The following is a 23,596-nucleotide window of genomic DNA, read 5'->3' as shown; positions in this document are numbered from 1 at the left end:
CGAGCAGGACAACGCATAAGAAGAGGGCCCCTCAGCCGAGGGGCCCTCTTTGCGTCGTGGTTGGCTCAGCCGACGGGTCCGATATTCTTGGCCAGATCGACGAACGACTGCCACGACAGCGGGTTGAAGTGGAGGGTGCCACCCTCGCGGTCCTTGGTGTCGCGTACGAACACGACACCGGGCAGGTTGTCGGCCACCTCTACACACGACCCGCCGTTGGAGCCGGAACGAGTCGACTTGTGCCACCTGGCACCGGTCATGTCCATCTCTTCGCCGCTTCCTTGATCAATTCGAGTGACTGCCTTCGAGAGAGGGCTTCGCCTCTGACTGCCTCCCACGTCCTTTGGAGGCTAGCAAGGTCATCGGCCCCGTTGACTACCTGTGCTCGCACCTGGTGATCAAGGTGGGCGACCACTGCACCGCCGGGCAGCGTTGCCAGGATGAATCCGCCCTGCAATCCAGGATAGACCCCCGCGTCCTCAGTCACCACGAGTATTTGCACGTTCGGCAACTCGGCCATCTTCACCAGGTGTGCGATCTGTTCAGCCATGATTCCGGGGCTGCCGCTTATGGGCCGACGCAGGACCATGACGTCGATAACGGCCACGAACTGAGCTGGCCGCTCTTTGGTGAGGATCGCCTGACGCCCGAGCCGTGAGGAGACTCGCTGCTCGATCTCCTCAGCCGTCAGCACGTTGCTCGGCAAGGTCGCCCGGGCATACACCTCAGTCTGGAGCAGGCCGGGCACGAAGGCGGGCTCATACCATCTGATCAGGGTGGCCTCTTGCTCGCACTGGATCCACTCACTCAGCCACTCAGGGTCGGCCTTGGACAGTTCGCGCAACATGCGGGCGAAGCGGCCGCCCCTCTTCTCGTCGCACAACGGATCGTGTGCACGGTCTACGGCCATGGCGTAGTCGATTGTGGGTGGCCGGCCGCCGGTCTCGACGGAACTGACGTGCGACGCCGAATAGCCGATAGTCCTGCCGAATTCCTCTTGGCTAAGGCTCAGCGCGGTTCGAAGGAAGCGAAGCTCTCCGATGACGTAATCCACTACGCTGCCCATGGCTCCTCATATCTGCTCAATTCGTTCGGCGTGTCACTCACAGTCATCCGAAGATGCTCACTGTCCGTATCTGCCCAGCTCGGTAGGCGTGAGCACGTATCGAAGATAGACCCGTCCTAACCAGACTGTGAAGTGCGCGGTGTCGGGTGGCACCCCGGCACCGCGCCCCGAGGATTCGGGGTCCGGGTCGCGCAGGGGTGAATGTGGTTCGCGGCCCGGATTCCGTGCAGCAGACAGGAGGGGACCGTTGGACGACGACGCCGACCTGGCCCGACCAAGGCACAGGCCGCACCGATCGAAGCGCTTCCGACTGGGTGCGCGGCGGTGCGCGTGTCCCTCCTGCCGAACCGACCGCAAGCGCAAACGGGCGAGCGGCACCCCCGAACAGCCGATCGCCCGCTACGGGCCGTCATCCTCCGGCGGGTTCGTGCCGCCGTTCAATGCGAACTGGAACGCACCTACCGACGCTCACCTCCCAACTGATGACCCGAGGGCAGGAGACGACAGATGAGCACGCTCAACAGTCAGGCGCATCCACCCCTGGCCGGCCCGACACCCGCCTATCCGCGAGGCCACAACGAGGGAAAACCCCCGCACACCCCGCTGCGTCCGTTGTGGCTCTGCCGGGCGGATGGCCAGGTCTGGCCCTGCGGCGAAGCGCGGCTGCGCCTCAGGGCCGAGTTCGAGAACAACCCGACCGGCCTGACGATCTACCTCGCCGGCATGTACTACGAGGCGACCAGGGATCTCTACCGCCTCAACCCGCATGACGGCCCGAGCCCGAACGACCTGTACGCCCGGTTCGTGGGCTGGGGTCCGTACCGCCGACCCGCCGTCGATGCCCCGGGCACGGACGGCAGTTCATAGGTTGCGCTGTCGTTGCTACGCGACCGATCACGCAGCGGAGTGGGTCAGGGGTGCGGGGTGAAGCCGTACGGGAGCTCCAGGCGGTGCTTCGCCAGCAGGGGCGCGTCACCGAGCAGCGTGCGGGTTGGGGCGTCCGCTGCGATCCGACCGCCGTCCAGGATCACCGAGCGTTCGCACAGCTCCGCCGCGTACGGCAGGTCGTGGGTGACCATCAGCAGGGTCACCGGCAGGTCGCGCAGGATCTCGGCCAGCTCGCGCCGGGCCGCCGGGTCCAGGTTCGACGACGGCTCGTCCAGCACCAGGATCTCCGGGTGCATGGCCAGCACGGTCGCCACCGCCACCCGGCGGCGCTGCCCGAACGAGAGGTGCTGCGGGGCCCGCTCCCGGTGCTCGCTCATCCCCACGGCAGCGAGCGCCTCGTCGACCCGGGCCGCCAACTCCGCCCCGCGCAGGCCCAGGTTGGCCGGCCCGAACGCCACGTCCTCCGCCACCGTGGGCAGGAAGAGCTGGTCGTCGGGGTCCTGGAAGACGATCCCCACCCGGCGGCGAACCTCGGCCAGCGTCGCACGGTCCGGCGTGATCGTCAGCCCGCCGACGCTGACGTTGCCCTCGGCCGGGGTGAGGATGCCGTTGAGGTGCAGCACCAGGGTCGTCTTGCCGGCGCCGTTGGGGCCGAGCAGCGCCACCCGGTCGCCGCGCGGCACCGCCAGGTCCACGCCGTGCAGGGCCACGTGCCCATCCGGGTACGCGTACCGAAGACCACGAACGTCCAGCGAGAGGGCGGTCTGCACGACACCGATCATGTCAGCACGACGGCGGTCGCGGCGATGGAGGCCGCCACCACCGGCACGGTCGCCGCGATCAGCCACTGACCGGCTGTCGCCGCGCCGTCGCCCTGCCACACGGCGGGCATCCGCCCGGTGTAGCCCCGCGACAGCATCGCCAGGTAGACCCGCTCCCCGCGTTCGAAGGCACGCAGGAACAGCGCACCGACGCCGGCGGCGAAGCCGCGCAACTGCCACAGGAAGCGCGGGTCGTCGCCCCGGGAGATGCGCGCCACCCGCATCCGTCGCGCCTCGCCGACCAGCACGTCCAGATAGCGCAGCATGAACGTGGCGATCTGGGTGAGGATCTGCGGACAGTGCAGCCGGTCCAACCCGACGATCAGGTCCCGGGTGGTGGTGGTCGCTGCCAGCAGCAGCGAGGCGAGGACCCCGAGCGTGCCCTTGGCCAGGATGTTCCACGCGCCGTGCAGACCGTCCTCGGACAGCCGCAGCCCCAGCACCTCGACCCGCTCACCCGCACCGAGGAACGGCAGCGCGACGGCGAACAGCACGAACGGCAGCTCGATCAGAGCGCGGCTGAGCAGCCAGCGCGGCCCCACCCGGGCCAGCGCCGCCACCACCGCCACCAGCAGGGCGTACGCCCCGAAGGCCCAGAACGCCTCGCGCGGTGTGGCCACCACGGCGACCGTGAAGACCACCATCGCCACGATCTTGACCTCGGGCGGGAGCCGGTGCACCGGCGAGGACGACTCGCGGTACAGCACATGCCCGTGACCGGCACCCATGTCGTACCCCCTGCTCAGTCGCTCGTGCCGGTGCGGCCGCGACCGGCGGTGACCGCGTCGCCCTCAGCGGACGTGCCGTCGTCACCCGTGGCCGGCGCGGTCCCCCGGCGGCGCAGCAGCCAGAAGCCACCGAGGCCGATCGCGAAGGTCACCAGCACGCCGAGCACGCCGGAGAGGCCGGTGGACAGGAAGCTGTTCTCCACGCCCCGCACGCCGTAGTCGGCGAGCGGGCTGTCCCCCAGCTCGTGGTCCTTCGCCTGCTGGGCCGGGCAACTGCCACCGACGATGGTGTCGTCGGCGTCGACGGTGCAGCCCTTGAGCAGGGAGGAGTCCAGCCCGTCCGGGTGCGACGAGGCGTAGTTGCTCACGACGCCGGCGAGCAGCAGGGCGACCAGCAGGCCGCCGGCCAGGAAGGCCCACGAACGGTTCTTCATCGGACACCTTCCGAAACCGGGACGGCGGGGGTGGTGGGGGTACGGCGGGAACGCAGCGCGTACACCAGGTCGGGGCGGACCTTGGCGACGGTGAGCACGGTGGTCGCGGTGATCAGGCCCTCGCCGATGCCGATGAGCACGTGGACGCCGGCCATCGTGCCGGCCAGGCCGGCCAGGTTGTTACCGAGGTCGGTGGTGCCGCCCAGCCAGTACTCCAGGACGAAGCCCTGGGACGCGACCACCACGCTGAGCGTCGCGGCGACGAACGCGGTCACCGCCAGGCCCGCCCGGGTGCGGGGCAGCACCCGCAGCAGCAGCGCGATCAGCAGGTACGCGGCGGCGGTACCGAGCAGCGCCATGTTGGTGATGTTGAGGCCGAGCATCGCCACGCCACCGTCACCGAAGATCAGGGCCTGCACGACGAGGACCACGGCCACGCAGAGCGCGCCGACCCACGGGCCGACCAACATGGCGGCGAGCGCGCCGCCGAGCAGGTGGCCGCTCACGCCCGCCGTGAAGATCGGGAAGTTGAGCATCTGGACCGCGAAGATGAACGCGGCGACCAGGCCGGCCATCGGGGCGAGCCGGTCGTCCAGGTCCCGCCGGCCGCGCAGGACGCAGTAGGTGAGCGCGACGAGAGCGAGCGCAGCGAAGATCGCCGCAACGGGACCGTTGATGATCCCGTTCGAGATGTGCATCGCCAGTGTTTCCACGCGACCTCCCACGCGTCAGCGAACCCGTCCGGGCCCGGCGGGGGTCAGCCTATTTCCTGCGACTTGTTGTTGCCAGACTCTGGCAACAACGGATGGCCTTGATCACCTTTGCCGGACGCGGCGGGCGCGCCGCCGACCCCGGCACCTGACGGCGCGACGGTAGGGTCGGGGCCATGACCGCGCCCGATCGTCTCTCCCCCGGTGACCCCGCGCCCGAGTGGACCCTGCCCACCGACACCGGCGACCAGATCTCCCTCGCCGACCTGCGGGGCCGCAAGGTGGTCCTGTACGCCTACCCGGCCGCGATGACCCCCGGCTGCACCAAGCAGGCGTGCGACTTCCGCGACTCGCTCGCCTCGCTCCAGGCGGCCGGCTACGAGGTCATCGGCATCTCCCCCGACAAGCCGGAGAAGTTGGCGAAGTTCCGCGACCGCGACGCCATCACCTTCCCGCTGGTATCGGACGTGGACAAGGCGGTGCTCAGCGCCTACGGCGCGTACGGCGAGAAGCAGTCGTACGGCAGGACCGTGACCGGCGTGATCCGCTCGACGTTCGTCATCGACGCCGACGGCAAGATCGAACGGGCGCTCTACAACGTCAAGGCCACCGGGCACGTCGCCAAACTCCGCCGCGACCTCGGGCTCGACTGAGACTGTCGGACACCAGCACTACCGTGCGTGAATGGTTCGGTACAAATACACACCGGAGTTGCTCGCCGAGGCGGCCGCCGCAGCCCACATGCGGCTGCTCGGCGTACGCGTCAGCGGCGGCTCGCACGCGCACATCAGCCGACAGCTCAAGAGATTCGGCATCGACACGTCGCACTTCACGGGACAGGCGCACAACGGACGCAGCGCGCGACGTACGACGTCAGCGCAGTTGCTGGTTCGACTGGCCCCGGGATCCCGGCGGACGCCCGGGGTGCGTCTGAAGTGGGCCCTCGCGGAACTCGGCCTGCCGGAAAGAGTGCGAAGCGTGCGGGACAGGGCCAGTCTGGCGAGGCGCGCGCCTGATCCTTGATGCCGTAATCCAACAGGCCCTGGCCAATCCGGATGTCGGCGCGAAACGACTGTCCGAGATCCTGCGCCACCTGCCCGACGGAGAGTGCGAGGTGAGTCATGGCGCGGTCTCCTCCATCCTCAAGGAGGCCGGGCTGAACACCGTCGAAGCCAGACGCTCTAGACTCAGCGAGTTGGCGGGAGTGGCGTAACGGCAGCCGCGATAGGTTTAGGTCCTATTGTCCGAAAGGGCGTGGGGGTTCGAATCCCCCCTCCCGCACCATCCAACGAAGACCGCGTGCGCGGGATTGATTGTCGAACGCGTCACGGTTGCGGGCGACGAGCCCGACCGAGCCGCCAGGATGGGCGCCGTGAGTCTGCGTTTCGTCCTGGATCCCGAGCTGACCCCGCAGCTGCGCGCCGACATCGTCGCCCTCTGGGTGGACGCCAGCAACGCCGGCGGCGCGGTCGGCTTCGTCCCTCCGGTGACCGCTGCCGATGTCCGTACGATCGCCGACCCGACGTTCGCGGGCATCGCCGACGGGCCGGACCGCCTCCTGATCGGGTACGACGGCGATCGGCTCGCCGCCGTGCTGGTCTTCGCCGACAACCGGTTCCCTCTCAAGGCGCACTGGTGTGTGTTGAAGCGGGTGATGGTTCACCCCGACGTCCAGGGCGCGGGCTACGGGTCGGCGCTGATGCGCGAGGCCGCCCGACTGGGCCGCACGATGGGCCACGAGGCGCTGCACGTGACGGTGCGCGACGGGTTGGGGCTGGACGGGTTCTACCGCCGCCTCGGCTACCGGGAGATCGGTCGCCTGCCGGGCGCGCTGCGCGTGGCGCCGGGTGACGACCGCGACGAGATCCTCATGTGGCTCGACCTGACCCCGACCGGCTGAGGGACCAGTCGCCACCAGGTCGGAACGCCAGCAGGCCGAGCCGCCACCGGGCCGAGCCGCCACCGGGCCGGGCCGGCCACCGCGAACGACTCAGCCGCACCAGCGCGCGCTCGCCCCGGCGGGTCGGGTGGAGGGCCCGTCGGCGGCCGGGGTGGCCGGCGCGCTCGCCACGGCCACCTTGGCGGGCCGGCCGGCCGGTGTCGGCGTACCGCCGGGGCGGGCGGCTGGCGGCCGGGCCGTCGCGGGCGGACGTTTGGTGGTGGCGACGACGCCACGCTCGTACATCCGCACCACACTCGTCTGCACCTGGCCCGGTGTCATCCGGATGCCGGACACAGTGACCCGGTGGCCGTACACGTCGGTGACCCGCACGCTGTACGGGCCGGGGCCTGCTCCGGAGGCCAGCAGCCAGTAGTTGTAGTCCTGCCGCGCCGTGGCGCGCCACGGGCCGCTGGTGCCCTGGCGCACCTCGACGGCGCGCAGGGGGTTGCCGTGGTTGCCGATTCGGACGGCGAACCAGAACTGCGACGCGCCCTCCTTGATCCGGAAGGTCAGCGGGCCGGGAAGTGGGGGGTCGACCACCGCGCGGTAGGTGACCTGAACGAGGCCCTGTACCGGGTCGGCGATGCGGGCGAACGCTTCCCGGGACAGGTCGAGGTGTCCCGGCTCGCACTCGGGGCACTGGTCCATGATGAGGACACGGACGGTGCCCTTCGGGCCGGTGACGTCGAGGAAGCCGCCGCAGGCGGCGCCCTCGGCGTACTCCGTGGGGCCGAGCGCGACGTAGAGCCGGTTGGCTGGCGCGGCCGGGTTCGAGCAGTTGCCGCCGGCGCCTTTCGAGTCGTAGAAGGTCGCCTTGCCGCTGTGGTTGGCGGTGCCGGTGGGCGGCGCGGCGGCGAGCGTCCGCCCGGCGGCGCAGGCGGGTGTGGAGCCGGATCGGAGGGCCAGGGTGAGCCCGAGGGCCGCCGCGAACACGGTGACGCCGGTGGCGACCAGCCAGGGCACCGGGCCCGACGAGGAGGCGGGCCGGTCGTCCGGGGCACGCTCCAGGTCGAGTTCGATGTCGACGTCCTTGACGGCGACGGCGGGACTGTCGACGCCGCCGGGAGCGCTTCCGTCGGTCACGTCGGCGATGCTGCCGGACCGGTGTGCGGCGGACAAGCCGGCTAAGCGAAAGCTAAGACTGCGTCGACGGACGGTGACGGCGGTGCCGTCGGCCGGTCAGGGTTCGACGACGACCGGGTCGCCGACGCGCAACGGGCCACCGTCGACGGGCACCACGTTCAGTCCGAACAGGAGCTTCTGACGGATGTTGCGGTAGCGGCCGAGCGTGCGCAGGGGCTCCTTCGCGCGTACCCCGGTCTCCTGGTCGGTGGTGGTGACCACGCAGCGGTCGCACGGCCCGGCGGCGCGCAGCCGCACGTCGCCGACGCGCAGCGACCGGCCCGCCCAGCCGTCCTCGGCCCAGGGCGGCGCGCCGTCGACGACGAGGTTGGGCCGGAAGCGCGTCATCGGCACCGGCTCCTCTCCGGCGTCGGCGAGCCAGCCGTTGAGGGCGTCGAGGGAGGCGGTGCTGGTCAGCAGCAGCGGGTAGGCGTCGGCGAAGCTGACCTGGTCGCCGGTGTCGTACTCGCGCGTGGCGGCGGCCAGGTGCCGGGTCGGGCTGGCCAACCAGACCAGGCGGACGGGCCGATCCAGGAGCGCGCGGACCCAGGCGTCGGCGGCCGGGCCGGCGGGCAGCGCGGGGACGGAGGTCGTCCGGCTGCGGAAGGTCCGTACCGGCACCGGGTCGCCGCCCGCCGGCTCCGGCACGTCGAGGTCGGGCAGCCCGTCGGCGCGCAGCACCAGGCCACCCGGGCGCACGGTGGCCCGCAGACCGACGAGGCGGGTCGTCTCGCGCTGGGTGACGCCGACGCCGTCGGCGTCCACCACCATCCAGCGTCGGTCGCCGGCCAGGCCCCACGGCTGCACGAACGCGTCGTCGTGGTCGAGCCGGTGACAACCCTTGACGGGGTACGTGTGAATCGAGGTCAGCCGCAGCACCTGGCTACCATGGCACGCCGATGCCATCGCCGGGGTACCGGTGGTCGACGCGGAACGGATCCGGCCGGACGAGGGTACCCGGCGCGTAACCGGCTTCAGTAGCATCGCGCCCATGCCACATCGTGAACAGACCTCGGAGCCCGGGGCGGAGCCGACGATCGGTGCCGCCGCCTCTGTGGAGTCCCCCGAGGAACCAACGCCGGATGTTCCGCGGCGCCGTCGCCGGTGGGGTCGGATCCTCCTGATCAGCCTGCTGGTGCTGGTGGTGCTGGGTGCCGGTGGTGTGGTGGCCGGCGGTCTCTACCTGCGGTCGGTCGAGTCGGACATCGAACGGGTCGACGCCTTCGACGGTGTGCCGGAGGAGTCGCGGCCCCAGCCGGTCGTCACGGGTGCCACGAACATCATGATCCTGGGCAGCGACTCACGTGACCCGGAGCGGACGAGCGGGTCGCGCACCGACACGATCATCCTGGCCCACCTGCCGAAGGACCGGTCGAGCGCACAGCTGATCTCGATTCCGCGGGACACCTGGGTGCCGGTGCCCAAGTCGAAGGACGGCAACCACGGCGGGCGGGACGCGAAGGTCAACGCGGCCTACGCGTGGGGTGGGATTCCGCTCATGGTGCAGACCGTGGAGTCGTTCAGCGGTGTCCGGGTGGACCACGTGGCTGTGATCGACTTCGCGGGTTTCAAGGAGATCATCGACGCGCTGGGCGGCATCGACATCGACTCCGAGAAGACCTTCACCTCGATCCACGAGCCGTTCCGCACGTTCAAGCAGGGTGTGCAGCGGATGGACGGCGAGACCGCCCTGGACTACTCACGTCAGCGCAAGCAGTTCGCGGACGGTGACTTCGCCCGGATCCGCCACCAGCAGCAGGTGATTCGCGCGATCATCGACAAGGCGTCGTCCGGTGGCATCATCACCAACCCCGTCAAGCTCAACGACTTCCTCAAGGCCACCTCGAACTCCGTCTCGGTGGACAAGGACCTGTCCCTGCTGGACATGGCGACGCAACTGCGTGGGGTCCGGGGCGGCAACATGACGTTCCTGACCAGTCCCACCAAGGGCACCGGCCAGGTCGGCTCGGAGAGCGTGGTGTTCGCCGACAAGGCGCGGGTGAAGACGTTCTACGACGCGGTCCGGCGGGACTCCGTCGGCGAGATCGTCAGCCTCGGCAGCAAGAAGTAGCCGCAGAGGTGGGACGACGGGCGGTGGCCGCGAGGCCGCCGCCCGTCGCCGTAGGCGGGTGGGGGCGGATCAGTACGCGCCCCGGCGGGCCAACACGACGCTTACCGTCTTCCAGAGGATGGCCAGGTCGTACACGAGCGACCAGTTGTCCACGTAGTGCAGGTCGAGGCGGACCGCGTCGTCCCAGGTCAGGTCGGAGCGACCGGAGATCTGCCAGAGCCCGGTGATGCCCGGCCGGACCAGCAGCCGTCGGCGTACGTCACCGCGGTAGTCGTCGTCCTCGGTGGGCAGTGGGCGCGGGCCGACCAGCGACATCTGCCCCCGCAGCACGTTTATCAGTTGGGGCAGCTCGTCCAGTGAGAGCGCCCGCAGGTGCCGGCCGATCGGGGTGACCCGAGGATCATCCTTGATCTTGAAGAGGAGTCCGTCGCTCTCGTTCCGCTCGCGCAGGGCCGCCAGCCGCTCCTCCGCGTCGATGTACATGGTCCGGAACTTCCAGACCTTGAACGCCCGGCCCTCGTGGCCGATCCGGGTCTGGCGGAACATGACCGGCCCCGGGCCACTGGCCCTGATGGCAACGGCGATGGCGAGCAGCACCGGGCTCAGGACGACCAGACCGATCAGGGCGGTGACCCGGTCGAGCACGTTCTTGGCCAGCAGCGACAGGCCCGAGATGGTCGGCTCGTCCACGTTGAGCAGCGGCAGGCCCTCGATCGGCCGGACGTGGATACGGGGACCGGTGACGTCGGTGACCTGCGGAACCACCACGAGGTTCAGGCCGGTGCCCTCCAGTTGCCAGGCCAGCTTGCGCAGCTCGTACGACTCCAGGCTGGCGGGGCCGCAGACCGCGATGGTGTCCGCGCCGAGCTGCTGGACCAGCGGCACCAGGTCCCAGCCCACGTAGACGGGCACCGGTGCCGTCACCCGCGAGCCCGGGCTCGGGTGACGAGGCAGGTGGATGGCGACCGGGTGCAGCCCGGCGCCGTAGTTGCGGGTCACCACCTCGTGCAGGGCGAGCGCGTCGGAGAGCCGACCGACCAACAGCACCTTGTGTGCGGCGCGCCCGGTACGCCGAATCCGACGCAGCACCACCCGGGCGACGAACCGCGCCACCAGCGTGTACAGCAGCAGGCAGATGATGATGGCCGCGACCGTCGCCCGGGACAGATCCTTCTTGAAGCCGAGAGCCAGGAAGGACACCGTGGCCGCCATCGCGAGGTTGGCCCGGGCCACCCGCTTCAGCTCCTCGGTGCCCAGCCCGAGCGCCCGCCGGTCGTACGCTCCGGCGGCGACGAGCAGGACCAGCCATCCCAGCGGCACCCCGACGTTCACCACCAGGGCGAAGGAGCTGATGCTGCCCAGGACCCGCTGGTCCCAGAAGCCGGCATCGGCCTCGTCGAGCAGGGCGACCACCGTCCGGCTGGCGGCCAGAGCGGCGAGTACGTCGAGCAGCACCAGCCAGGCCACGTACCGCCGACGCCAGTTGGCGCGGGGCGCGGGACGCGCGAACACGGTCCGGGCCATGCCGTTGGAGGGGGGCGTGATCACCCCGAGATCGGGGTCGTAACTCGGTGCCTGCTGGGGGGTGACAGCCGTGAGGAACTGGGTCTGCGCGGACACGTTCTTCCTTTCACCGACGCATGTCGTCAACGTCCGGGGGCTCTGCGTCTTTCGGGGTCAGCGAACGGATGGGCTCAGCCCGGGCCGGGGCCGGCTCCGGTGGGGGATGGAACCCGGCGGAGTTCGTCGATGAGGGCGGCATGGGCCGGTTTAGGGACCAGGGCCGCGTCGAAGATGCAAGCCGCACCGTAGCCGGCGTGGTATCCCGGAATCCAGCTCCGGCCGTCGGTGAAGCCCCAGACGGTGAACGAGACGCAGGCGGGCACGGCCAGGCAGGCCCGGAGCACCTGCCGGTAGAGCGCCGCCTGACGTTCCCGCTTGGCGGCGGTCTCGGGCAGGGCGATGCGTACGTCGAGTTCGGTGATCGCCACCGAGACGCCCAACTGCGCGAACCGCCGCAGGTTGCCCACCATGTCCCGGGGCTGCTCATCCCAGCGCAGATGGCTCTGGAACCCGACGCCGTCCACCGGCACGCCGGCGCGGCGCAGCTCACGTACCAGGTCGAGGAGCGCGTCGGCCTTGCGGGTCCGGCCCTCGACGCCGTAGTCGTTGATGAACAGCCGTGCGCCGGGGTCGGCCGCGTGCGCCCACCGGAACACCTCGGCCACGTAGCCCGGGCCGAGTATGCGCAGCCACAGCGTGTCGCGCAGCGAACCGTCCTCGTCGAGCGCCTCGTTGACCACGTCCCAGGCCCAGACCCGCCCACGGTAGCGGGACACGACGGCGGTCACGTGGTCCCGCAGCACCGTCCGGAGCTGATCCGCCGACCACTTCGGATCCACCCACTTCGGCACGTCGGTCCGTCCCAGCAGAGTGTGACCGTAGACCGCCTGGTCGCGTTGCTCGGCGAAGTCGACCAACTGGTCCGCGCCGGCCCAGACGTACACGTTCGGCGACGGCTCGAGGTTGCCCCACTTCATGGCGTTCTCGGGGGTGATCGCGCTGAACTCCGAGCCGAGCAGTTCGCCGTACTCGGCGTCCAGGCTCATCCAGCGGCCGTCGGCGGCCGAGCCGACCCGGATCGTCGACGGCATCAGGTCGCGCAGGGACGGCGGGCGGGACACCGTGGGCACCGGAACGGTCGGGACGGCGGGGGCGGCGGTGTTCCGGGACCTGCGCTCGGTCCCGTACGCCACCGCGAGTCCGGTGGTCAGGAGCGCGACGACCACGAGCGCGAGCGCCACGGGCAGCACCACCCGGCGCGGTGGCGCCGACGGGACGGTCACCGGTGTCACGACAGGCTGCCGGGGGGCGGCCGGCGGCGGTGTGGCCGGCTCGCGCTCCTGCATGAACACCTGCTCGGTCACCCTGCGGACGGGTCCGCTGCGGCGCGGAGCGCCCACGGCGCCTGGGTGAAGTTCCAGCGTGCCCGCTCGGCGAACTCCTCGCGCGTGAGGCCGGGAACCGCGTCGTCGGTGAGCATGCCGGCCAGCACACGCGTCACCTCGGCGGGATCCTCGGGAACCCGACCGAGTCGCAGCGACGCGGGCTGGTCGATGTCGTCGAGGAAGTCGTCGCACTTCTGCTGGTACGGCACCAGGGCGAAGGGCACGCCGGCCAGGTAGGCGAAGACCGCTCCGTGCAACCGCATGTGCAACCCGAGGTCACACCGTTTCATCTCGTCCCAACAGGCCCGTACCCCGTCCCGCGCCGTCACCACCCGCACGTCGCAGGTGCCGGCCACCGCCGCGCGGAGCCGCTCGCTGACCTGCTCGTCGCCGTGCTCGGGGTGGGTGTTGAAGACGAAGACGGTGACGTCCACCGGTTCCTTGAGCACCAGCGCCCGTACGCCCTCGATCAGGGCGTCCTCGCGCCGCCGCACGTCCGGAGCGGCGGCCTCGTAGTCCACGCCGAGCAGGGTCACCCCGAGGCGGGCCCGGGCGCCCGGCGTCGGCCGGGGCCGGCGTGGGGGGATCGGCTCTCCGAGCGCCTCGGGCAGGAGGCCGGCGAGGTCGCCCGCCGGGATGAGCAGGCCCGGATAGCCCGCGCGGCGCAGGACCTCCGCGGACGCCGCGTCGCGGACCCCGATGACGTCGATCCGCTTCAGCACCTCGACCAGGCGACGTTCCGCGGCGGCGGACAGGAACGGGCCGATCGAGACACCGACGGCCGCCATCGGGTGCCCGGAGAATCGGCTGAAGAGGGCGAACAACTTCTTCTCGCTCAGCGGGCCCATGTCCCGAAAGACCGAGCCACCACCGAAGAGCAGCATGGAGGAGCGACTCAGCAGAGCCGCCTTGCTCAGCAGGACCCCGGCCCGGATCGTGGCCCCGTGACCGCGGTACCACCGGGGGCTCAGGCCCACGCTCCCGGCCGGCAGGTCGACCATCGGTGGGGCCGCGAAGACCGGATGGGTGGCACCCCAGTAGGTGCGGGTCGCCCAGTCCAGGACGACACAGAAGGCGTTGTCCCCGACGTTCTCCATGCCGTAGTACCCGACCACGAGGGGACGCCGAGCCGCCGCACTCGGTTCAGGACGCACGCGGGGCCCCCTTTGTCAGACGCTGGCGCAGATCGTGCCACGACGGCAGATCGGCGTCGCCGACGACCCGTCGGCGGACCGCGATCCAGAACAGGACACAGAGGACGATCTCCGCCACGACGGTCGCCGCCGCCGCACCCATGATGCCCCAGAGTGGCGTGGCGACGGCCAGGGCCACCACGAACACCAGAGCGCCCACCCCCTGGTAGACGACCTTGCGGCGGAGCAGGCCGCCGCTGGTGAGCAGCGAGGCCACCGCCGCACCGGCGAACCGGAACGGGATCGCCAGGGCGAGCACGGCCAGGACGGTGGCGGACTCCCGGTATTCGGGACCGAGCAGGAACGGTAGCCCCGGCAGGGCGAAGAGCACCACCAGCACCGCGATGACCGCGCCCAACGCGAACATCCCGCTGCCGCCGTAGCGGTACGCCAGCAGGATCGCGTCCCGGTCGGTCTGCGACCACCGGTGCAGCTTGGCCAGGAAGTACTGCTGGAAGGCCACCCGGGGTACGAGGTAGACGGCGGTCAGCACGGACATCGGCACGGACAGCACCGCGGCCGCCTCGGGACCACGTACCTCGGCCACGGTCACCGTGCCCAGGTACATGCCGATCAGGTAGAACACGTTGCCCAGCACGAACGGGGTGGCGGCCCGGGCGACAGCGGTCACCGGCACCGCCGGGCCGGACGGCTCCCCGGTGGTCGTGTGCCCCTCCAGCGGCATCTCACCCCGGACGAAGGGCCGCATGACGACGGCGCAGGCCACCACGGTCAGCAGGGCGACCACCGCGTAACCCGCGGCCGCCGCCACCACCGAGAGCCCGAACAGCCACACGGCGAGCACCACCAGCACCCGGCCCAGGTGCGGCGCGGCCTGCAACGTCGACAGCCCGCCGTACGCGCCGCGCAGTTGCTGCACCGACGCGACGAGCGCGAGGCCGGCCTGCGCGACGACCACACTCGCCAGCAGGGCGCGCACCCCACCCTCGGCCGGATCGCGCATCTCGGCGGCGGCCCACGCCAGCGTGCCGGCGACGATCAGCAGGCAGGTGATCAGCACCAGGCGCAGCGAGGGGCCCACCCAGCGGTACGCCCGCTCCCCCTCCTGCCCGAACCGCTGCAACCACAGTTCGGAGACACCGAAGACGGCCAACGGCGCGGTCAGTGACACCACCGCGAGGGCGGCGGTCAGTGTCCCGAACGCCGCCTGCGGGAGGCTGCGGGCCAGCAGGATCTGGGTGGCGAAGGCCGCGACGGTGACGCCGACCTGGCTCAGGCCCAGCATGCCGAGGTGGATCAGGACCCGCGTCACCCGCCCGCGCGACGCTGTCGCGGGCACCGGCCTGCCGGGGTCGAGGTCAACGGATGCGGGTGACAAGCCACTTGCCCGTCTCGCTCAACGTCCGCAGCGTCTTCATGCTCAGCCCCACGCCGGGAAACCGCCACGGTCGGTACATGTCGATCAGTCGGAACCAGAAGACCAGACCACCGAGGCGACCCCGCGTGACGTTGCCGTCGTGGCGCTGGAACCGCACGATCGGGTGGGCCAGATGGCAGGGCTGCACACCGGAACGCAGCGCCCGCAGCACCAGCTCGATGTCCTCGAAGAGTCGGAAGGTCTCGTCGTACCCACCGATGGTGTGCAGCACCTGCCTGTCGATCGTCGTGCCGGAGTGTTTGAACGGCAGGCGCGGACGGGTCAGGACGCCCAGCAGCATGCGTTCCGCCGAGGCGTACTCGGGCAGCCGGATGGGTCGGTCACTGCGGTGACTGATCTCGGTGTAGTCGGCGTACGCCCAGCTCCGCCCGGTGGTGGTGAGCAACTGGTGCAGCCGGGCCAACGCGTCCTCGGTGAGTTCGTCGTCGGAGTCGAGCACGGTCAGGTACCGGCCGACGGCGGCGCGCAGCCCGCGGTTGCGGGCCTCGGCGATGCCGGTCGGAGGTTGGCCCACCACCCTGATCCGGCGGTCCGTGGCGAGACCGGCCTCGGCGATCACCTGCCCGACCGGGACCTGCGAGCCGTCGTCGACGATGACGAGTTCGAAATCCTGGTAGGTGTTGGCCAACACGCTGCGGACCGCGTTGACGAGCAGAGCGGCCCGGTCCCGTACGACGATGCAGACGGTGAAGGTGGGTCGGACGACCGGCGCGGTGGCTGCGTCCACCTCGACCCGGTCGGCCTGTCGGGGCAGGTGGGGGTGCTCCGCCCGAACCGACGCGGGGACCGAGGGGTTCGTCACGTCGGCCTGCCCGCCGCCACCGACTCGCTGTCGTCGGACCGCACCGATGCCTCCGTCCGGACGCCGTCGTCGGTCTCCGCGTCGACGGCGAGCACCGCCAGCATGCCGAGGAAGAAGAGCCAGAGGAAGTACGGGTACGCCAGGGGCTTCTGGGTGAGCCCGAAGATGAGGAGCGTCGCGAAGAGCACCAGCAGGGGCAGTCGACCGGAAAGGCCGAGCTGCGCACGTGCCAGCCGGTAGAGCCCCAGGAGGATCGCGCCGACCAGGACGATCCCGGTGATCCCCCAGATGATCATGATCCGGATGAGGTCGTTGTGCATGTCCCACGGCTCGTAGCCGAAGCCGAACAGCCACACGTCCGCCGACGAGCGACCCAGGATGTCGGCCACGTCGTTCCAGATCGCGCCGCGCCCGTGCATGAAGGTGTCGGAGCGGACGTCGAGCGACCCCACCTCGGTGAGGGCGACCCGCACCCGCTCCCAGATGGCCCCGCCCCAGAGACCGCCGGCAACGGCCGCTACCGCGACGATCCCGCCGCCGACCAGGAGCGCCGACCGGCGGTCGACCCGACCACCGGCGCGACGGGACGCGATCAGGCCACGGACCCGCCGCGCCTCGAAGGCGGCCACGATGACGATCAGGCAGAGGATCGTGAAGCGGTGCAGGGACACGGCACCGGTGGCGACGAAGAGCCCGATGAGCCCGTACCGCACGGCGGCCGACACCCGGAGGCGATCTCCCAGGACGTAGATCAGGAAGACCGCGAAGATGAGCAGCCGACCGAGCGACATCGGGTGGTAGTAGCCCCCGGAGGCGCGCCCGATCTTCTGCCAGTTCGCCAGCTCGAAGTAGAACGAGTAGGGGATGACCCCGGCGACCTGGAGCCACGCCAGGACACAGTGGACCAGCGCGCCCAGCAGGATCACACCGGTGACCAGGACGAGTCGCCGTGTGGAGATGAGCGACCGCCGCATCAGCATCAGGCCGAGCAGCGCGATCGGGGCGAAGCCGACGACCAGGCGCAACGCTTCGGCGGGGATCGCCGAGCGAGGCTCCAGGTGGGCGCCGTAGATCGGGTAACGCCGCACGTCGAAGAGGTCCAGCAGGTCGCTGCGGGCACCCACGAGGAGGAAGCTGACCGCCGAGCTGACCAGGAGCAGCGCCAGCGCACCCGCCACCAGCAGCAACGGCCTGGGCGGCAACCGACGGGCACCCAGGGCGACCAGCCCGTACGCGCCGATCATCAGGGCGGCCCCGACAGCGGTGAGCACCACGCCCAGGTCGATCCCGCCGCTGGACTTCTTCTCACCGATGTCGAGCAGCGGCTTCACCGCGACGAGGGCCAGGGCGCCGACGGCCAGGTAGCCGGCGATCTGCTCGTGGCGGGGCGTAGGCCCGTCCCGGTGCCCCGCCTCCGGCCGTGTTCCCGAGGCCGGAGTGGTCAAGATTCCCATCGCGGGTGTCTCTCCTCTATCAGTGTCCGCCGTGGACGTCGGTAGGCGTCGTGTGCGCGCCGCCGCTGCGGCCGTGCCGCCCGATCGTCGATCAGGGGCCGGCGGCAACTGCCGATAGGCGGAGACTGAGCCGAATGTCGGGAAAAGACATCCACTGTGCTCAACCGCCGCCCGGCCTCAGAATCACGAGGACGATACCAGCGCCGGGCGTTTCTTCGGGGCCCCGGTCGTCCGCCCGACAGAGCCGTCGAACCCGTCTCCCAACCGGGTTGGGTGGACATTTCCGATTCACTTATTCGACCCCTTTTTCGGCCCGTCTTGCACGGGCGACGTCGCCTCCGGCAAGCTTGACCGCCGTGCGTCAGCCGGCTGTTTCGGCACGACGTGCACGACCGACTGCCGGCACGATCCGACCGGCTTCCTCGACTGTGGACGGTGAGACGTGTCGATGATCTCCGTGGTGATGGCCGCCCACAACGAGGCGAGGGTCATCGGTGGTTGCCTCGACGCGCTGCTCGCCGACGCCGGCCCGGACGATCTGGACATCGTGGTGGTGGCCAACGGCTGCACGGACGACACGGCCCGGATCGCCGCCCAGCGACCGGGGGTACGGGTCATCGAGGTGCCCGAGGCGGGAAAGGCGAACGCGCTCAACGTGGGTGACGCGGCGGCGCGCGGTTTCCCCCGGGTCTACCTCGACGCCGACGTCGTGCTGAGCCCGGGGGCGCTGCGCCGGATGGCCGAGACGCTGACCGAGGGCGACTCTCCTCCATTGGCGGTCATGCCCCGCCGGAAGATGGTGACCAGCGGCCGTCCGGTGGCGGTGCACGCGTACTACGCCATCAACACCAGATTGCCGATCTTCGCTGACGCGTTGTTCGGGCGCGGCGCCGTCGGCATCTCGGAGGCCGGTCGCCGGCGCTTCAGCCAATTCCCGGAGCAGATCGCCGACGATCTTTTCCTGGATTCGCAGTTCTCGTCGAGCGAGAAGCGGGAGGTCGGCGACGCCACCTCCGATGTCCAGGCGCCTCGCCGTACGCGGGATCTGCTCCGCACCCTGGCGCGGGTGCGCGCCGGCAACACGATGTTGCGGGCCACCCACGACGGGGTTCGAGCGTCGGCCCCGTCCTCCTGGCTACGCGACGTGGTCCTGCCCCGACCGTGGCTGGCTCCGGCGGCCACGGTCTACGTGGCGATCACCGTCGCCGCCGCCCTGCGGGCCCGTCGCCATCCACGCGACGGATGGGGGCGGGACAACTCCACGCGCTGAGCGCTTTCCTGCCGGGCCCGGTCAGTACCGGGGGCGGCGGCGGAACACCACCACCAGCACGACGAGCCCGACCAGCAGCAGACCGCCGAGGGCCGCGAGCGAGGCCACCAGGAGCCTGGGCATGCCGTCCGACTCGTCGGCGAGCCGGGCGCGGTCGATGGCGTTCTGCCGGTACGCCTGCGCGAGGACGTTCACCGGCGACGCCTCCACGACGCGGTCGAAGCTGGCGATGGCGTCGTCGTTGCGGCCCGCGAAGAACTCGTCGAGCCCTTCCCGGTACACCCGGTCGGTGTCCGCGCGGCTGCTGCTGGTACCGCCCGCGCCGAGCAGTCCGGTGACCACCGACACCGGTACCAGCGCACGGTTGGCCCCACCACTGGCGGCCCGGTCGGTGTCCAGCACGCCGACCACTCGACCGGCGGTGTCCAGGGCGACCCCGCCGGCGGAGTAGATGCCGACGTCGTCGTTGAGGCGGGAGACGGCGACCGAGCCCTGGTTGGCCGTGCCGGCGACCTGGGCGGGCTTGCTCTCCACGGTGTAGGTCGCGGCCCGGAAGTCCGCGTCCGTGGTGCGGTAGCCGAGCACGAGCAGAGCGGCGCCGGGTGCGGGCGCACCACCCTCGGCCAACTCCACGGCCGGGAGGCTGGGTTGGGTCAGCTTGACCAGGGCGAGGTTGCCGGCATCGGGCTCCAGGACCCGCACGACCTGGCCCGGGATCGCCGGGCTGGCGGTGAGGTCGCCCCTGGCGACGTTGAACTGGCCGAACACCTGGCTGGTGGGTTCCGAGCCAGGTTCGGCACCGGTGAACACCGTGCTGTTCAGCTTGCTCTGGACGTAACCGTCCAACTGGGGTGTGGTCAGTTTCTTCTGCTCGATCAGGATGCGGCCGAGCGTGTAGAGGGCGCGCTCCCGGGCCGCGTCGACCGCCGGGCGTACGCACTGGCCGTTGGTGACGATGTGGCCGTCCGGGTTGACCACGAAGCCGCTGCACCGCCGCTTGAAAGTGACAGGCGTCACGCTCAACGGCACGTTCGACTTCGCTTCCCGCAGGGTCCCGGTGAAGACGGCCTCGACGAACACCAGGGACGGCCCGGCGATGGCGAGGGCGCGTTCCTCTGGGCTGTACGGCGCCGCCTGCGCCCACGGTTTGAGTCCGGGGTTGATCGCCGGGGCGCTGGGGAACGCGCCGGACGCCGTGGGCAGGGTCTGCGGGACGCTCGGTTCCTCGTCGCCGGTGACCGCCCAGACGGTGGCGCCGGCGGCGAGGGCCACCGCCAGGGCGGCGGCGCCGATACCAACCCAGAGGCCGGTACGGCGCGGAGGTGGCGGTGACGGCTTGATCCTGCGGACCGGGGCCGTGAACGGGTCACCGGTCGACGACCGGTCGGCGTCCGGGAGCACGGGGTCCACGGTGGACGCCTCCGAGCCGGCGCCGGAGACCGGGTGCGGTGCGGCGGAGACCGGCTGCACGGGGACGGGACCGCCGTGCATGGCCCATGGCGCGTACGGCGGCGCGGACACCTGCGGCACACCCGAGACGGACTGGGGTGGCCCGGAGACCTGCGGCAGTCCCGAGACGGACTGCGGCACCCCGGAAACCGGCTGCGGCGGCCCGGAGACGGACTGCGGCACCCCGGAGACCGGCTGGGGCGGCCCGGCCTGCTGGGGCACGGGAGGGTTCGCGGGGCCGGTGGCCGGCGGCGTGTTCGGTCCGGCCACCTCCGGAACCGGTTGGTAGTCCACACCCAGCGCACGGAAGAGCTTCTCTGCGCCCGGCCCCGCCTCGGCCGGGTAGGCGACCCAGGGCGCGGCGGCACCGAAGTCGGCGTAGGCGAAGGTCTGACCGCCCTGCGTCTGTGCCAGCGCGTTGGCGGTGGCGGCGAACGCCTCCCGCCAGGCGGGCGTGGCCGCCACGGCGGCGTCCAGCACAGCCACCGTCACCAGCCGGCCCTGCCCGTCGATGGCCGCCCACGCCTTCCCCACCTGGCTTGAGCCCAGTACGTGGGTGAACCTGTAGGGGCCTTCCGGCTGCATCCGCACTCCTCCGCTCGACCGCCGTGCGGATACTACCGAGAGCGCGCCAGGCCGCTCGCCTCCGGTGTGAAGGGGGAAGCCGCCCCAGGTGGTTGCCCTCTGAAAGTTTTCATGCATAGAGTCGCGGCATGAATGAGCCGGTGCTCCAGGCGACGGCCGAGCAGGTGCTCGACCTGTTCGACGGGGTACGGCTCACCCCGACCCAGCGCCGGATCGCGCACTGTCTCGTGCAGCACGCGCCGACGGTGGCGTACCTGTCCGCCGCGGAGGTCGCCGAGCTGGCCGGGGTGAGTCAGCCCTCGGTCACCCGGTTCGCCGTCGCTCTCGGCCACGATGGCTACCCGGCGCTGCGCCGCCGACTGCGGGACCTGACCACCACCACGCCGGGCGGTCCGACGGACGCCGCCAACGAACTCCAGCAGGCGGTACGCGCCGAGATGGGCAACCTGGAGCGGCTGGCGGGTCAACTCGCCGACACCGAGCGGATCGCCGAGACCGGTCGGCTGCTCGCGGCCAGCCGACCGCTGCCGGTGCTGGGCCTGCGTGCCGCCGCGCCACTGGCCGCGTACTTCGCCTACTTCGCCGCCAAGGTCCACCCGGACGTGCGGGTGCTCAACGATGGCGGCAGCCTGCTCACCGACCGTCTGGAGCAGGCCGCCGAGTCCGGGGCGTCGGCCGTGCTCGCCTTCGTGCTGCCCCGCTACCCCCGGGAGACCCTGGACGCCCTGGGCGAGGCGCGGGCCGCCGGACTGACCGTCGTGGCGATCACCGACTCCCCGGTCAGCCCCGCCACCGAACACGCCGACGTGGTGCTGCCGGCCGCCGTCGGCGCGCAACTCGTCTTCGACCTGCACACGGCCCCGATGACCCTGGCGATGGTCCTGTTGCAGGCCATCTGCGACGCCGCGCCGACCGACACCCAGCGCCGCCTGGAGGCGTTCGAAGCCTCCGCGGCCCGCCGACAGTTGTTCCTCGGACGACCGGAGGAGAAGCAGAGATGACCCAGCCCATCCGTGCCGCACGGGGCAGCCAGCTCACCACCCGCGGGTGGCAGCAGGAGGCCGCCCTGCGGATGCTGATGAACAACCTCGACCCGGAGGTGGCCGAACGCCCCGACGACCTGGTTGTCTACGGCGGGACCGGCAAGGCGGCGCGGGACTGGCCGTCGTACCACGCGTTGGTGCGTACGCTGACCGACCTGCGCGCGGACGAGACGATGCTGGTCCAGTCCGGCCGCCCGGTCGGGGTCATGCGCACGCACGAGTGGGCGCCCCGGGTGCTGCTGGCGAACTCGAACCTGGTGGGTGACTGGGCGACCTGGCCGGAGTTCCGTCGCCTCGAACAGCTCGGCCTGACCATGTACGGGCAGATGACCGCCGGTTCGTGGATCTACATCGGCACGCAGGGCATCCTCCAGGGCACCTACGAGACGTTCGCCGCCGTGGCCGCCAAGAGGTTCGGCGGAACCCTGGCCGGGACGCTGACGCTCACCGCCGGATGCGGTGGAATGGGTGGCGCGCAGCCCCTCGCGGTCACCATGAACGACGGCGTCTGCCTGATCGTGGACGTGGACCGGACCCGCCTGGACCGGCGGGTGCACGACCGCTACCTGGACGAGGTGGCCGACTCCCTGGACGACGCCGTCGCACGGGTCCGCGCGGCGAAGCGGGACCGGCGCGCGTTGAGCGTCGGCGTGGTCGGCAACGCCGCCGAGGTCTTCCCGGAGTTGCTCGCTCGGGGCGTCGAGATCGACATCGTGACCGACCAGACCAGTGCGCACGATCCCCTGGCGTACCTGCCGGTGGGGATCGACCTGGCCGACGCCTGGGACTACGCCGCCGCGAAGCCGGCCGAGTTCACCGACCGGGCCCGCGCGTCGATGGCACGGCACGTCGAGGCGATGGTCGGGTTCCTCGACGCCGGGGCCGAGGTCTTCGACTACGGCAACTCGATCCGGGGCGAGGCGCAGCTGGGCGGCTACCAGCGGGCGTTCGACTTCCCGGGCTTCGTGCCCGCGTACATCCGGCCGCTGTTCTGCGAGGGCCGGGGCCCGTTCCGGTGGGCGGCGCTCTCCGGCGACCCGGCCGACATCGCCGCCACCGATCGGGCCATCCTGGACCTGTTCCCGGAGAACGAGTCCCTGGCCCGCTGGATCAAGCTGGCCGGCGAGCGGGTCGCGTTCCAGGGCCTGCCGGCCCGGATCTGCTGGCTCGGTCAGGGCGAGCGGGACCGGGCGGGCGTGCGGTTCAACGACATGGTCGCCTCCGGTGAGCTCTCCGCTCCGGTGGTGATCGGGCGGGACCACCTGGACACCGGCAGCGTCGCGAGCCCGTACCGGGAGACCGAACAGATGGCCGACGGCTCCGACGCCATCGCGGACTGGCCGCTGCTGAACGCGCTGGTCAACACCGCCAGCGGCGCGTCCTGGGTGTCCATCCACCACGGCGGCGGCGTCGGCATCGGCCGGTCGATCCACGCCGGGCAGGTCTGCGTGGCCGACGGCACCGCCCTGGCGGGACAGAAGATCGAGCGGGTGCTCACCAACGACCCGGCGATGGGCGTCATCCGGCACGTCGACGCCGGCTACGACAGCGCCCGCGAGGTCGCCGAGCGCACCGGCGTCCGGGTTCCCATGACCGAGGGTGAGAACGCGTGAGCGCGAGGAGTGCAGCGCAGCGGAGCCCCGCAGTCGCGAACAACGAAGGTGCCGTCAC

23 protein-coding genes and 1 tRNA gene are annotated in these 23,596 nt (G+C 71.1%); 9 read left to right on the top strand and 15 right to left on the bottom strand.

Annotation, left to right across the window (positions count from 1 at the left end; genetic code table 11):
- Positions 1 to 65: 65 nt before the first annotated feature.
- Both ACGFH9_RS13360 and ACGFH9_RS13355 read right to left on the bottom strand, forming a co-directional pair.
- Positions 66 to 260, bottom strand: coding sequence for a DUF397 domain-containing protein (locus tag ACGFH9_RS13360; protein WP_393218223.1), 195 nt, complete (start codon positions 258 to 260; stop codon positions 66 to 68).
- Entirely contained in the window at positions 257 to 1,066 is an 810-nt protein-coding gene (locus tag ACGFH9_RS13355) for a helix-turn-helix domain-containing protein (protein ID WP_393218221.1), read from the bottom strand. Before ACGFH9_RS13355 ends, ACGFH9_RS13360 begins: the two co-directional genes overlap by 4 nt.
- A gap of 507 nt (positions 1,067 to 1,573) precedes the next feature.
- On the opposite strand from ACGFH9_RS13355, the gene ACGFH9_RS13350 reads away from it, so the two are divergent.
- Positions 1,574 to 1,933 (top strand): hypothetical protein, encoded by a 360-nt coding sequence (locus tag ACGFH9_RS13350; protein WP_393218219.1) that lies wholly within the window; start codon positions 1,574 to 1,576, stop codon positions 1,931 to 1,933.
- Positions 1,934 to 1,977: 44 nt separating this feature from the next.
- On the opposite strand, the gene ACGFH9_RS13345 is transcribed toward ACGFH9_RS13350, so the two are convergent.
- Genes ACGFH9_RS13345 through ACGFH9_RS13330 form a run of 4 tightly spaced genes read right to left on the bottom strand, consistent with a single transcriptional unit; the run spans position 1,978 to position 4,650 of the window.
- Positions 1,978 to 2,736, bottom strand: a complete 759-nt coding sequence (locus ACGFH9_RS13345; protein ID WP_355232865.1) for an ABC transporter ATP-binding protein — start codon at positions 2,734 to 2,736, stop codon at positions 1,978 to 1,980.
- Positions 2,733 to 3,503, bottom strand: coding sequence for a cobalt ECF transporter T component CbiQ (cbiQ, locus tag ACGFH9_RS13340; RefSeq protein ID WP_393218216.1), 771 nt, complete (start codon positions 3,501 to 3,503; stop codon positions 2,733 to 2,735). Before cbiQ ends, ACGFH9_RS13345 begins: the two co-directional genes overlap by 4 nt.
- A gap of 14 nt (positions 3,504 to 3,517) precedes the next feature.
- Positions 3,518 to 3,937, bottom strand: a complete 420-nt coding sequence (locus tag ACGFH9_RS13335; protein WP_393218213.1) for a PDGLE domain-containing protein — start codon at positions 3,935 to 3,937, stop codon at positions 3,518 to 3,520.
- Positions 3,934 to 4,650 carry an energy-coupling factor ABC transporter permease gene (locus ACGFH9_RS13330; protein WP_393218210.1) on the bottom strand — a complete coding sequence of 239 codons (717 nt, stop codon included), beginning with the start codon at positions 4,648 to 4,650 and terminating at the stop codon, positions 3,934 to 3,936. Before ACGFH9_RS13330 ends, ACGFH9_RS13335 begins: the two co-directional genes overlap by 4 nt.
- Positions 4,651 to 4,823: 173 nt before the next feature.
- Here ACGFH9_RS13330 and bcp point away from each other — a divergent pair, with 173 nt between their 5' ends.
- The 4 genes from bcp to ACGFH9_RS13310 all read left to right on the top strand — a co-directional run bounded on the left by bcp (position 4,824) and on the right by ACGFH9_RS13310 (position 6,547).
- Positions 4,824 to 5,300, top strand: coding sequence for a thioredoxin-dependent thiol peroxidase (bcp, locus tag ACGFH9_RS13325; protein ID WP_393218207.1), 477 nt, complete (start codon positions 4,824 to 4,826; stop codon positions 5,298 to 5,300).
- A gap of 31 nt (positions 5,301 to 5,331) precedes the next feature.
- A complete protein-coding gene (locus ACGFH9_RS13320; RefSeq protein ID WP_393218206.1) occupies positions 5,332 to 5,670 on the top strand; it encodes a hypothetical protein in 339 nt (112 codons plus the stop codon).
- 175 nt (positions 5,671 to 5,845) lie between these two features.
- Positions 5,846 to 5,931: transfer RNA gene (locus ACGFH9_RS13315), tRNA-Leu, on the top strand.
- A 79-nt stretch (positions 5,932 to 6,010) separates the two neighbouring features.
- Complete coding sequence (locus ACGFH9_RS13310; protein WP_393218203.1) at positions 6,011 to 6,547, top strand: GNAT family N-acetyltransferase; 537 nt, start codon at positions 6,011 to 6,013, stop codon at positions 6,545 to 6,547.
- Between the two features lie 90 nt (positions 6,548 to 6,637).
- On the opposite strand, the gene ACGFH9_RS13305 is transcribed toward ACGFH9_RS13310, so the two are convergent.
- Both ACGFH9_RS13305 and ACGFH9_RS13300 read right to left on the bottom strand, forming a co-directional pair.
- Entirely contained in the window at positions 6,638 to 7,672 is a 1,035-nt protein-coding gene (locus ACGFH9_RS13305; RefSeq protein ID WP_393218201.1) for an expansin EXLX1 family cellulose-binding protein, read from the bottom strand.
- 96 nt (positions 7,673 to 7,768) lie between these two features.
- Positions 7,769 to 8,587 carry an MOSC domain-containing protein gene (locus tag ACGFH9_RS13300; protein ID WP_393218343.1) on the bottom strand — a complete coding sequence of 273 codons (819 nt, stop codon included), beginning with the start codon at positions 8,585 to 8,587 and terminating at the stop codon, positions 7,769 to 7,771.
- Between the two features lie 115 nt (positions 8,588 to 8,702).
- Here ACGFH9_RS13300 and ACGFH9_RS13295 point away from each other — a divergent pair, with 115 nt between their 5' ends.
- Entirely contained in the window at positions 8,703 to 9,782 is a 1,080-nt protein-coding gene (locus tag ACGFH9_RS13295) for an LCP family protein (RefSeq protein WP_393218198.1), read from the top strand.
- A gap of 69 nt (positions 9,783 to 9,851) precedes the next feature.
- On the opposite strand, the gene ACGFH9_RS13290 is transcribed toward ACGFH9_RS13295, so the two are convergent.
- From ACGFH9_RS13290 to ACGFH9_RS13265, 6 genes are all read right to left on the bottom strand, one after another.
- The gene (locus tag ACGFH9_RS13290) at positions 9,852 to 11,306 is read right to left on the bottom strand and encodes a sugar transferase (RefSeq protein ID WP_393218341.1); all 1,455 of its coding nucleotides are present in this window, start codon (positions 11,304 to 11,306) and stop codon (positions 9,852 to 9,854) included.
- Positions 11,307 to 11,476: 170 nt separating this feature from the next.
- Entirely contained in the window at positions 11,477 to 12,709 is a 1,233-nt protein-coding gene (locus ACGFH9_RS13285) for an endo-1,4-beta-xylanase (protein WP_393218195.1), read from the bottom strand.
- The gene (locus tag ACGFH9_RS13280) at positions 12,706 to 13,884 is read right to left on the bottom strand and encodes a polysaccharide pyruvyl transferase family protein (protein WP_393218192.1); all 1,179 of its coding nucleotides are present in this window, start codon (positions 13,882 to 13,884) and stop codon (positions 12,706 to 12,708) included. The genes ACGFH9_RS13285 and ACGFH9_RS13280 overlap by 4 nt, the downstream gene beginning before the upstream one ends.
- Positions 13,874 to 15,196, bottom strand: coding sequence for an oligosaccharide flippase family protein (locus ACGFH9_RS13275; RefSeq protein ID WP_393218190.1), 1,323 nt, complete (start codon positions 15,194 to 15,196; stop codon positions 13,874 to 13,876). The genes ACGFH9_RS13280 and ACGFH9_RS13275 overlap by 11 nt, the downstream gene beginning before the upstream one ends.
- A 46-nt stretch (positions 15,197 to 15,242) precedes the next feature.
- The gene (locus ACGFH9_RS13270; protein WP_393218187.1) at positions 15,243 to 16,124 is read right to left on the bottom strand and encodes a glycosyltransferase family 2 protein; all 882 of its coding nucleotides are present in this window, start codon (positions 16,122 to 16,124) and stop codon (positions 15,243 to 15,245) included.
- Positions 16,121 to 17,578: an O-antigen ligase family protein gene (locus ACGFH9_RS13265; RefSeq protein WP_393218185.1), complete on the bottom strand. Its 1,458-nt coding sequence runs from the start codon at positions 17,576 to 17,578 to the stop codon at positions 16,121 to 16,123. The genes ACGFH9_RS13270 and ACGFH9_RS13265 overlap by 4 nt, the downstream gene beginning before the upstream one ends.
- 448 nt (positions 17,579 to 18,026) lie before the next feature.
- Here ACGFH9_RS13265 and ACGFH9_RS13260 point away from each other — a divergent pair, with 448 nt between their 5' ends.
- Positions 18,027 to 18,848 (top strand): glycosyltransferase family 2 protein, encoded by an 822-nt coding sequence (locus ACGFH9_RS13260; protein WP_393218339.1) that lies wholly within the window; start codon positions 18,027 to 18,029, stop codon positions 18,846 to 18,848.
- A gap of 21 nt (positions 18,849 to 18,869) precedes the next feature.
- Here the strand turns inward: ACGFH9_RS13260 and ACGFH9_RS13255 are convergent, their stop codons facing one another.
- Complete coding sequence (locus tag ACGFH9_RS13255; RefSeq protein ID WP_393218183.1) at positions 18,870 to 20,882, bottom strand: trypsin-like peptidase domain-containing protein; 2,013 nt, start codon at positions 20,880 to 20,882, stop codon at positions 18,870 to 18,872.
- Between the two features lie 128 nt (positions 20,883 to 21,010).
- Between ACGFH9_RS13255 and ACGFH9_RS13250 the strand changes: the two genes are divergently transcribed.
- The gene (locus ACGFH9_RS13250; RefSeq protein ID WP_393218181.1) at positions 21,011 to 21,883 is read left to right on the top strand and encodes a MurR/RpiR family transcriptional regulator; all 873 of its coding nucleotides are present in this window, start codon (positions 21,011 to 21,013) and stop codon (positions 21,881 to 21,883) included.
- On the top strand, positions 21,880 to 23,538 hold the full coding sequence (gene hutU, locus ACGFH9_RS13245) for a urocanate hydratase (protein ID WP_393218179.1): 1,659 nt from the start codon (positions 21,880 to 21,882) through the stop codon (positions 23,536 to 23,538). The genes ACGFH9_RS13250 and hutU overlap by 4 nt, the downstream gene beginning before the upstream one ends.
- Positions 23,539 to 23,596: the final 58 nt, after the last annotated feature.

It is taken from the genome of Micromonospora sp. NPDC049102 (assembly GCF_043197485.1).
GTDB lineage: Bacteria > Actinomycetota > Actinomycetes > Mycobacteriales > Micromonosporaceae > Micromonospora.
The sequence above is the reverse complement of the archived record's forward strand: the minus strand, read 5'-3'. Positions and strand labels throughout refer to the sequence as shown.

What these genes read in the sequence shown, in the direction of transcription:
- ACGFH9_RS13360 (WP_393218223.1), bottom strand. Translation starts at nt 260, where the DNA reads ATGACCGGTGCCAGGTGGCACAAGTCGACTCGTTCCGGCTCCAACGGC.
- ACGFH9_RS13355 (WP_393218221.1), bottom strand. Translation starts at nt 1,066, where the DNA reads ATGGGCAGCGTAGTGGATTACGTCATCGGAGAGCTTCGCTTCCTTCGA.
- ACGFH9_RS13350 (WP_393218219.1), top strand. Translation starts at nt 1,574, where the DNA reads ATGAGCACGCTCAACAGTCAGGCGCATCCACCCCTGGCCGGCCCGACA.
- ACGFH9_RS13345 (WP_355232865.1), bottom strand. Translation starts at nt 2,736, where the DNA reads ATGATCGGTGTCGTGCAGACCGCCCTCTCGCTGGACGTTCGTGGTCTT.
- cbiQ (WP_393218216.1), bottom strand. Translation starts at nt 3,503, where the DNA reads ATGGGTGCCGGTCACGGGCATGTGCTGTACCGCGAGTCGTCCTCGCCG.
- ACGFH9_RS13335 (WP_393218213.1), bottom strand. Translation starts at nt 3,937, where the DNA reads ATGAAGAACCGTTCGTGGGCCTTCCTGGCCGGCGGCCTGCTGGTCGCC.
- bcp (WP_393218207.1), top strand. Translation starts at nt 4,824, where the DNA reads ATGACCGCGCCCGATCGTCTCTCCCCCGGTGACCCCGCGCCCGAGTGG.
- ACGFH9_RS13320 (WP_393218206.1), top strand. Translation starts at nt 5,332, where the DNA reads ATGGTTCGGTACAAATACACACCGGAGTTGCTCGCCGAGGCGGCCGCC.
- ACGFH9_RS13310 (WP_393218203.1), top strand. Translation starts at nt 6,011, where the DNA reads ATGGGCGCCGTGAGTCTGCGTTTCGTCCTGGATCCCGAGCTGACCCCG.
- ACGFH9_RS13295 (WP_393218198.1), top strand. Translation starts at nt 8,703, where the DNA reads ATGCCACATCGTGAACAGACCTCGGAGCCCGGGGCGGAGCCGACGATC.
- ACGFH9_RS13290 (WP_393218341.1), bottom strand. Translation starts at nt 11,306, where the DNA reads ATGGCCCGGACCGTGTTCGCGCGTCCCGCGCCCCGCGCCAACTGGCGT.
- ACGFH9_RS13265 (WP_393218185.1), bottom strand. Translation starts at nt 17,578, where the DNA reads ATGGGAATCTTGACCACTCCGGCCTCGGGAACACGGCCGGAGGCGGGG.
- ACGFH9_RS13260 (WP_393218339.1), top strand. Translation starts at nt 18,027, where the DNA reads ATGATCTCCGTGGTGATGGCCGCCCACAACGAGGCGAGGGTCATCGGT.
- ACGFH9_RS13255 (WP_393218183.1), bottom strand. Translation starts at nt 20,882, where the DNA reads ATGCAGCCGGAAGGCCCCTACAGGTTCACCCACGTACTGGGCTCAAGC.
- ACGFH9_RS13250 (WP_393218181.1), top strand. Translation starts at nt 21,011, where the DNA reads ATGAATGAGCCGGTGCTCCAGGCGACGGCCGAGCAGGTGCTCGACCTG.
- hutU (WP_393218179.1), top strand. Translation starts at nt 21,880, where the DNA reads ATGACCCAGCCCATCCGTGCCGCACGGGGCAGCCAGCTCACCACCCGC.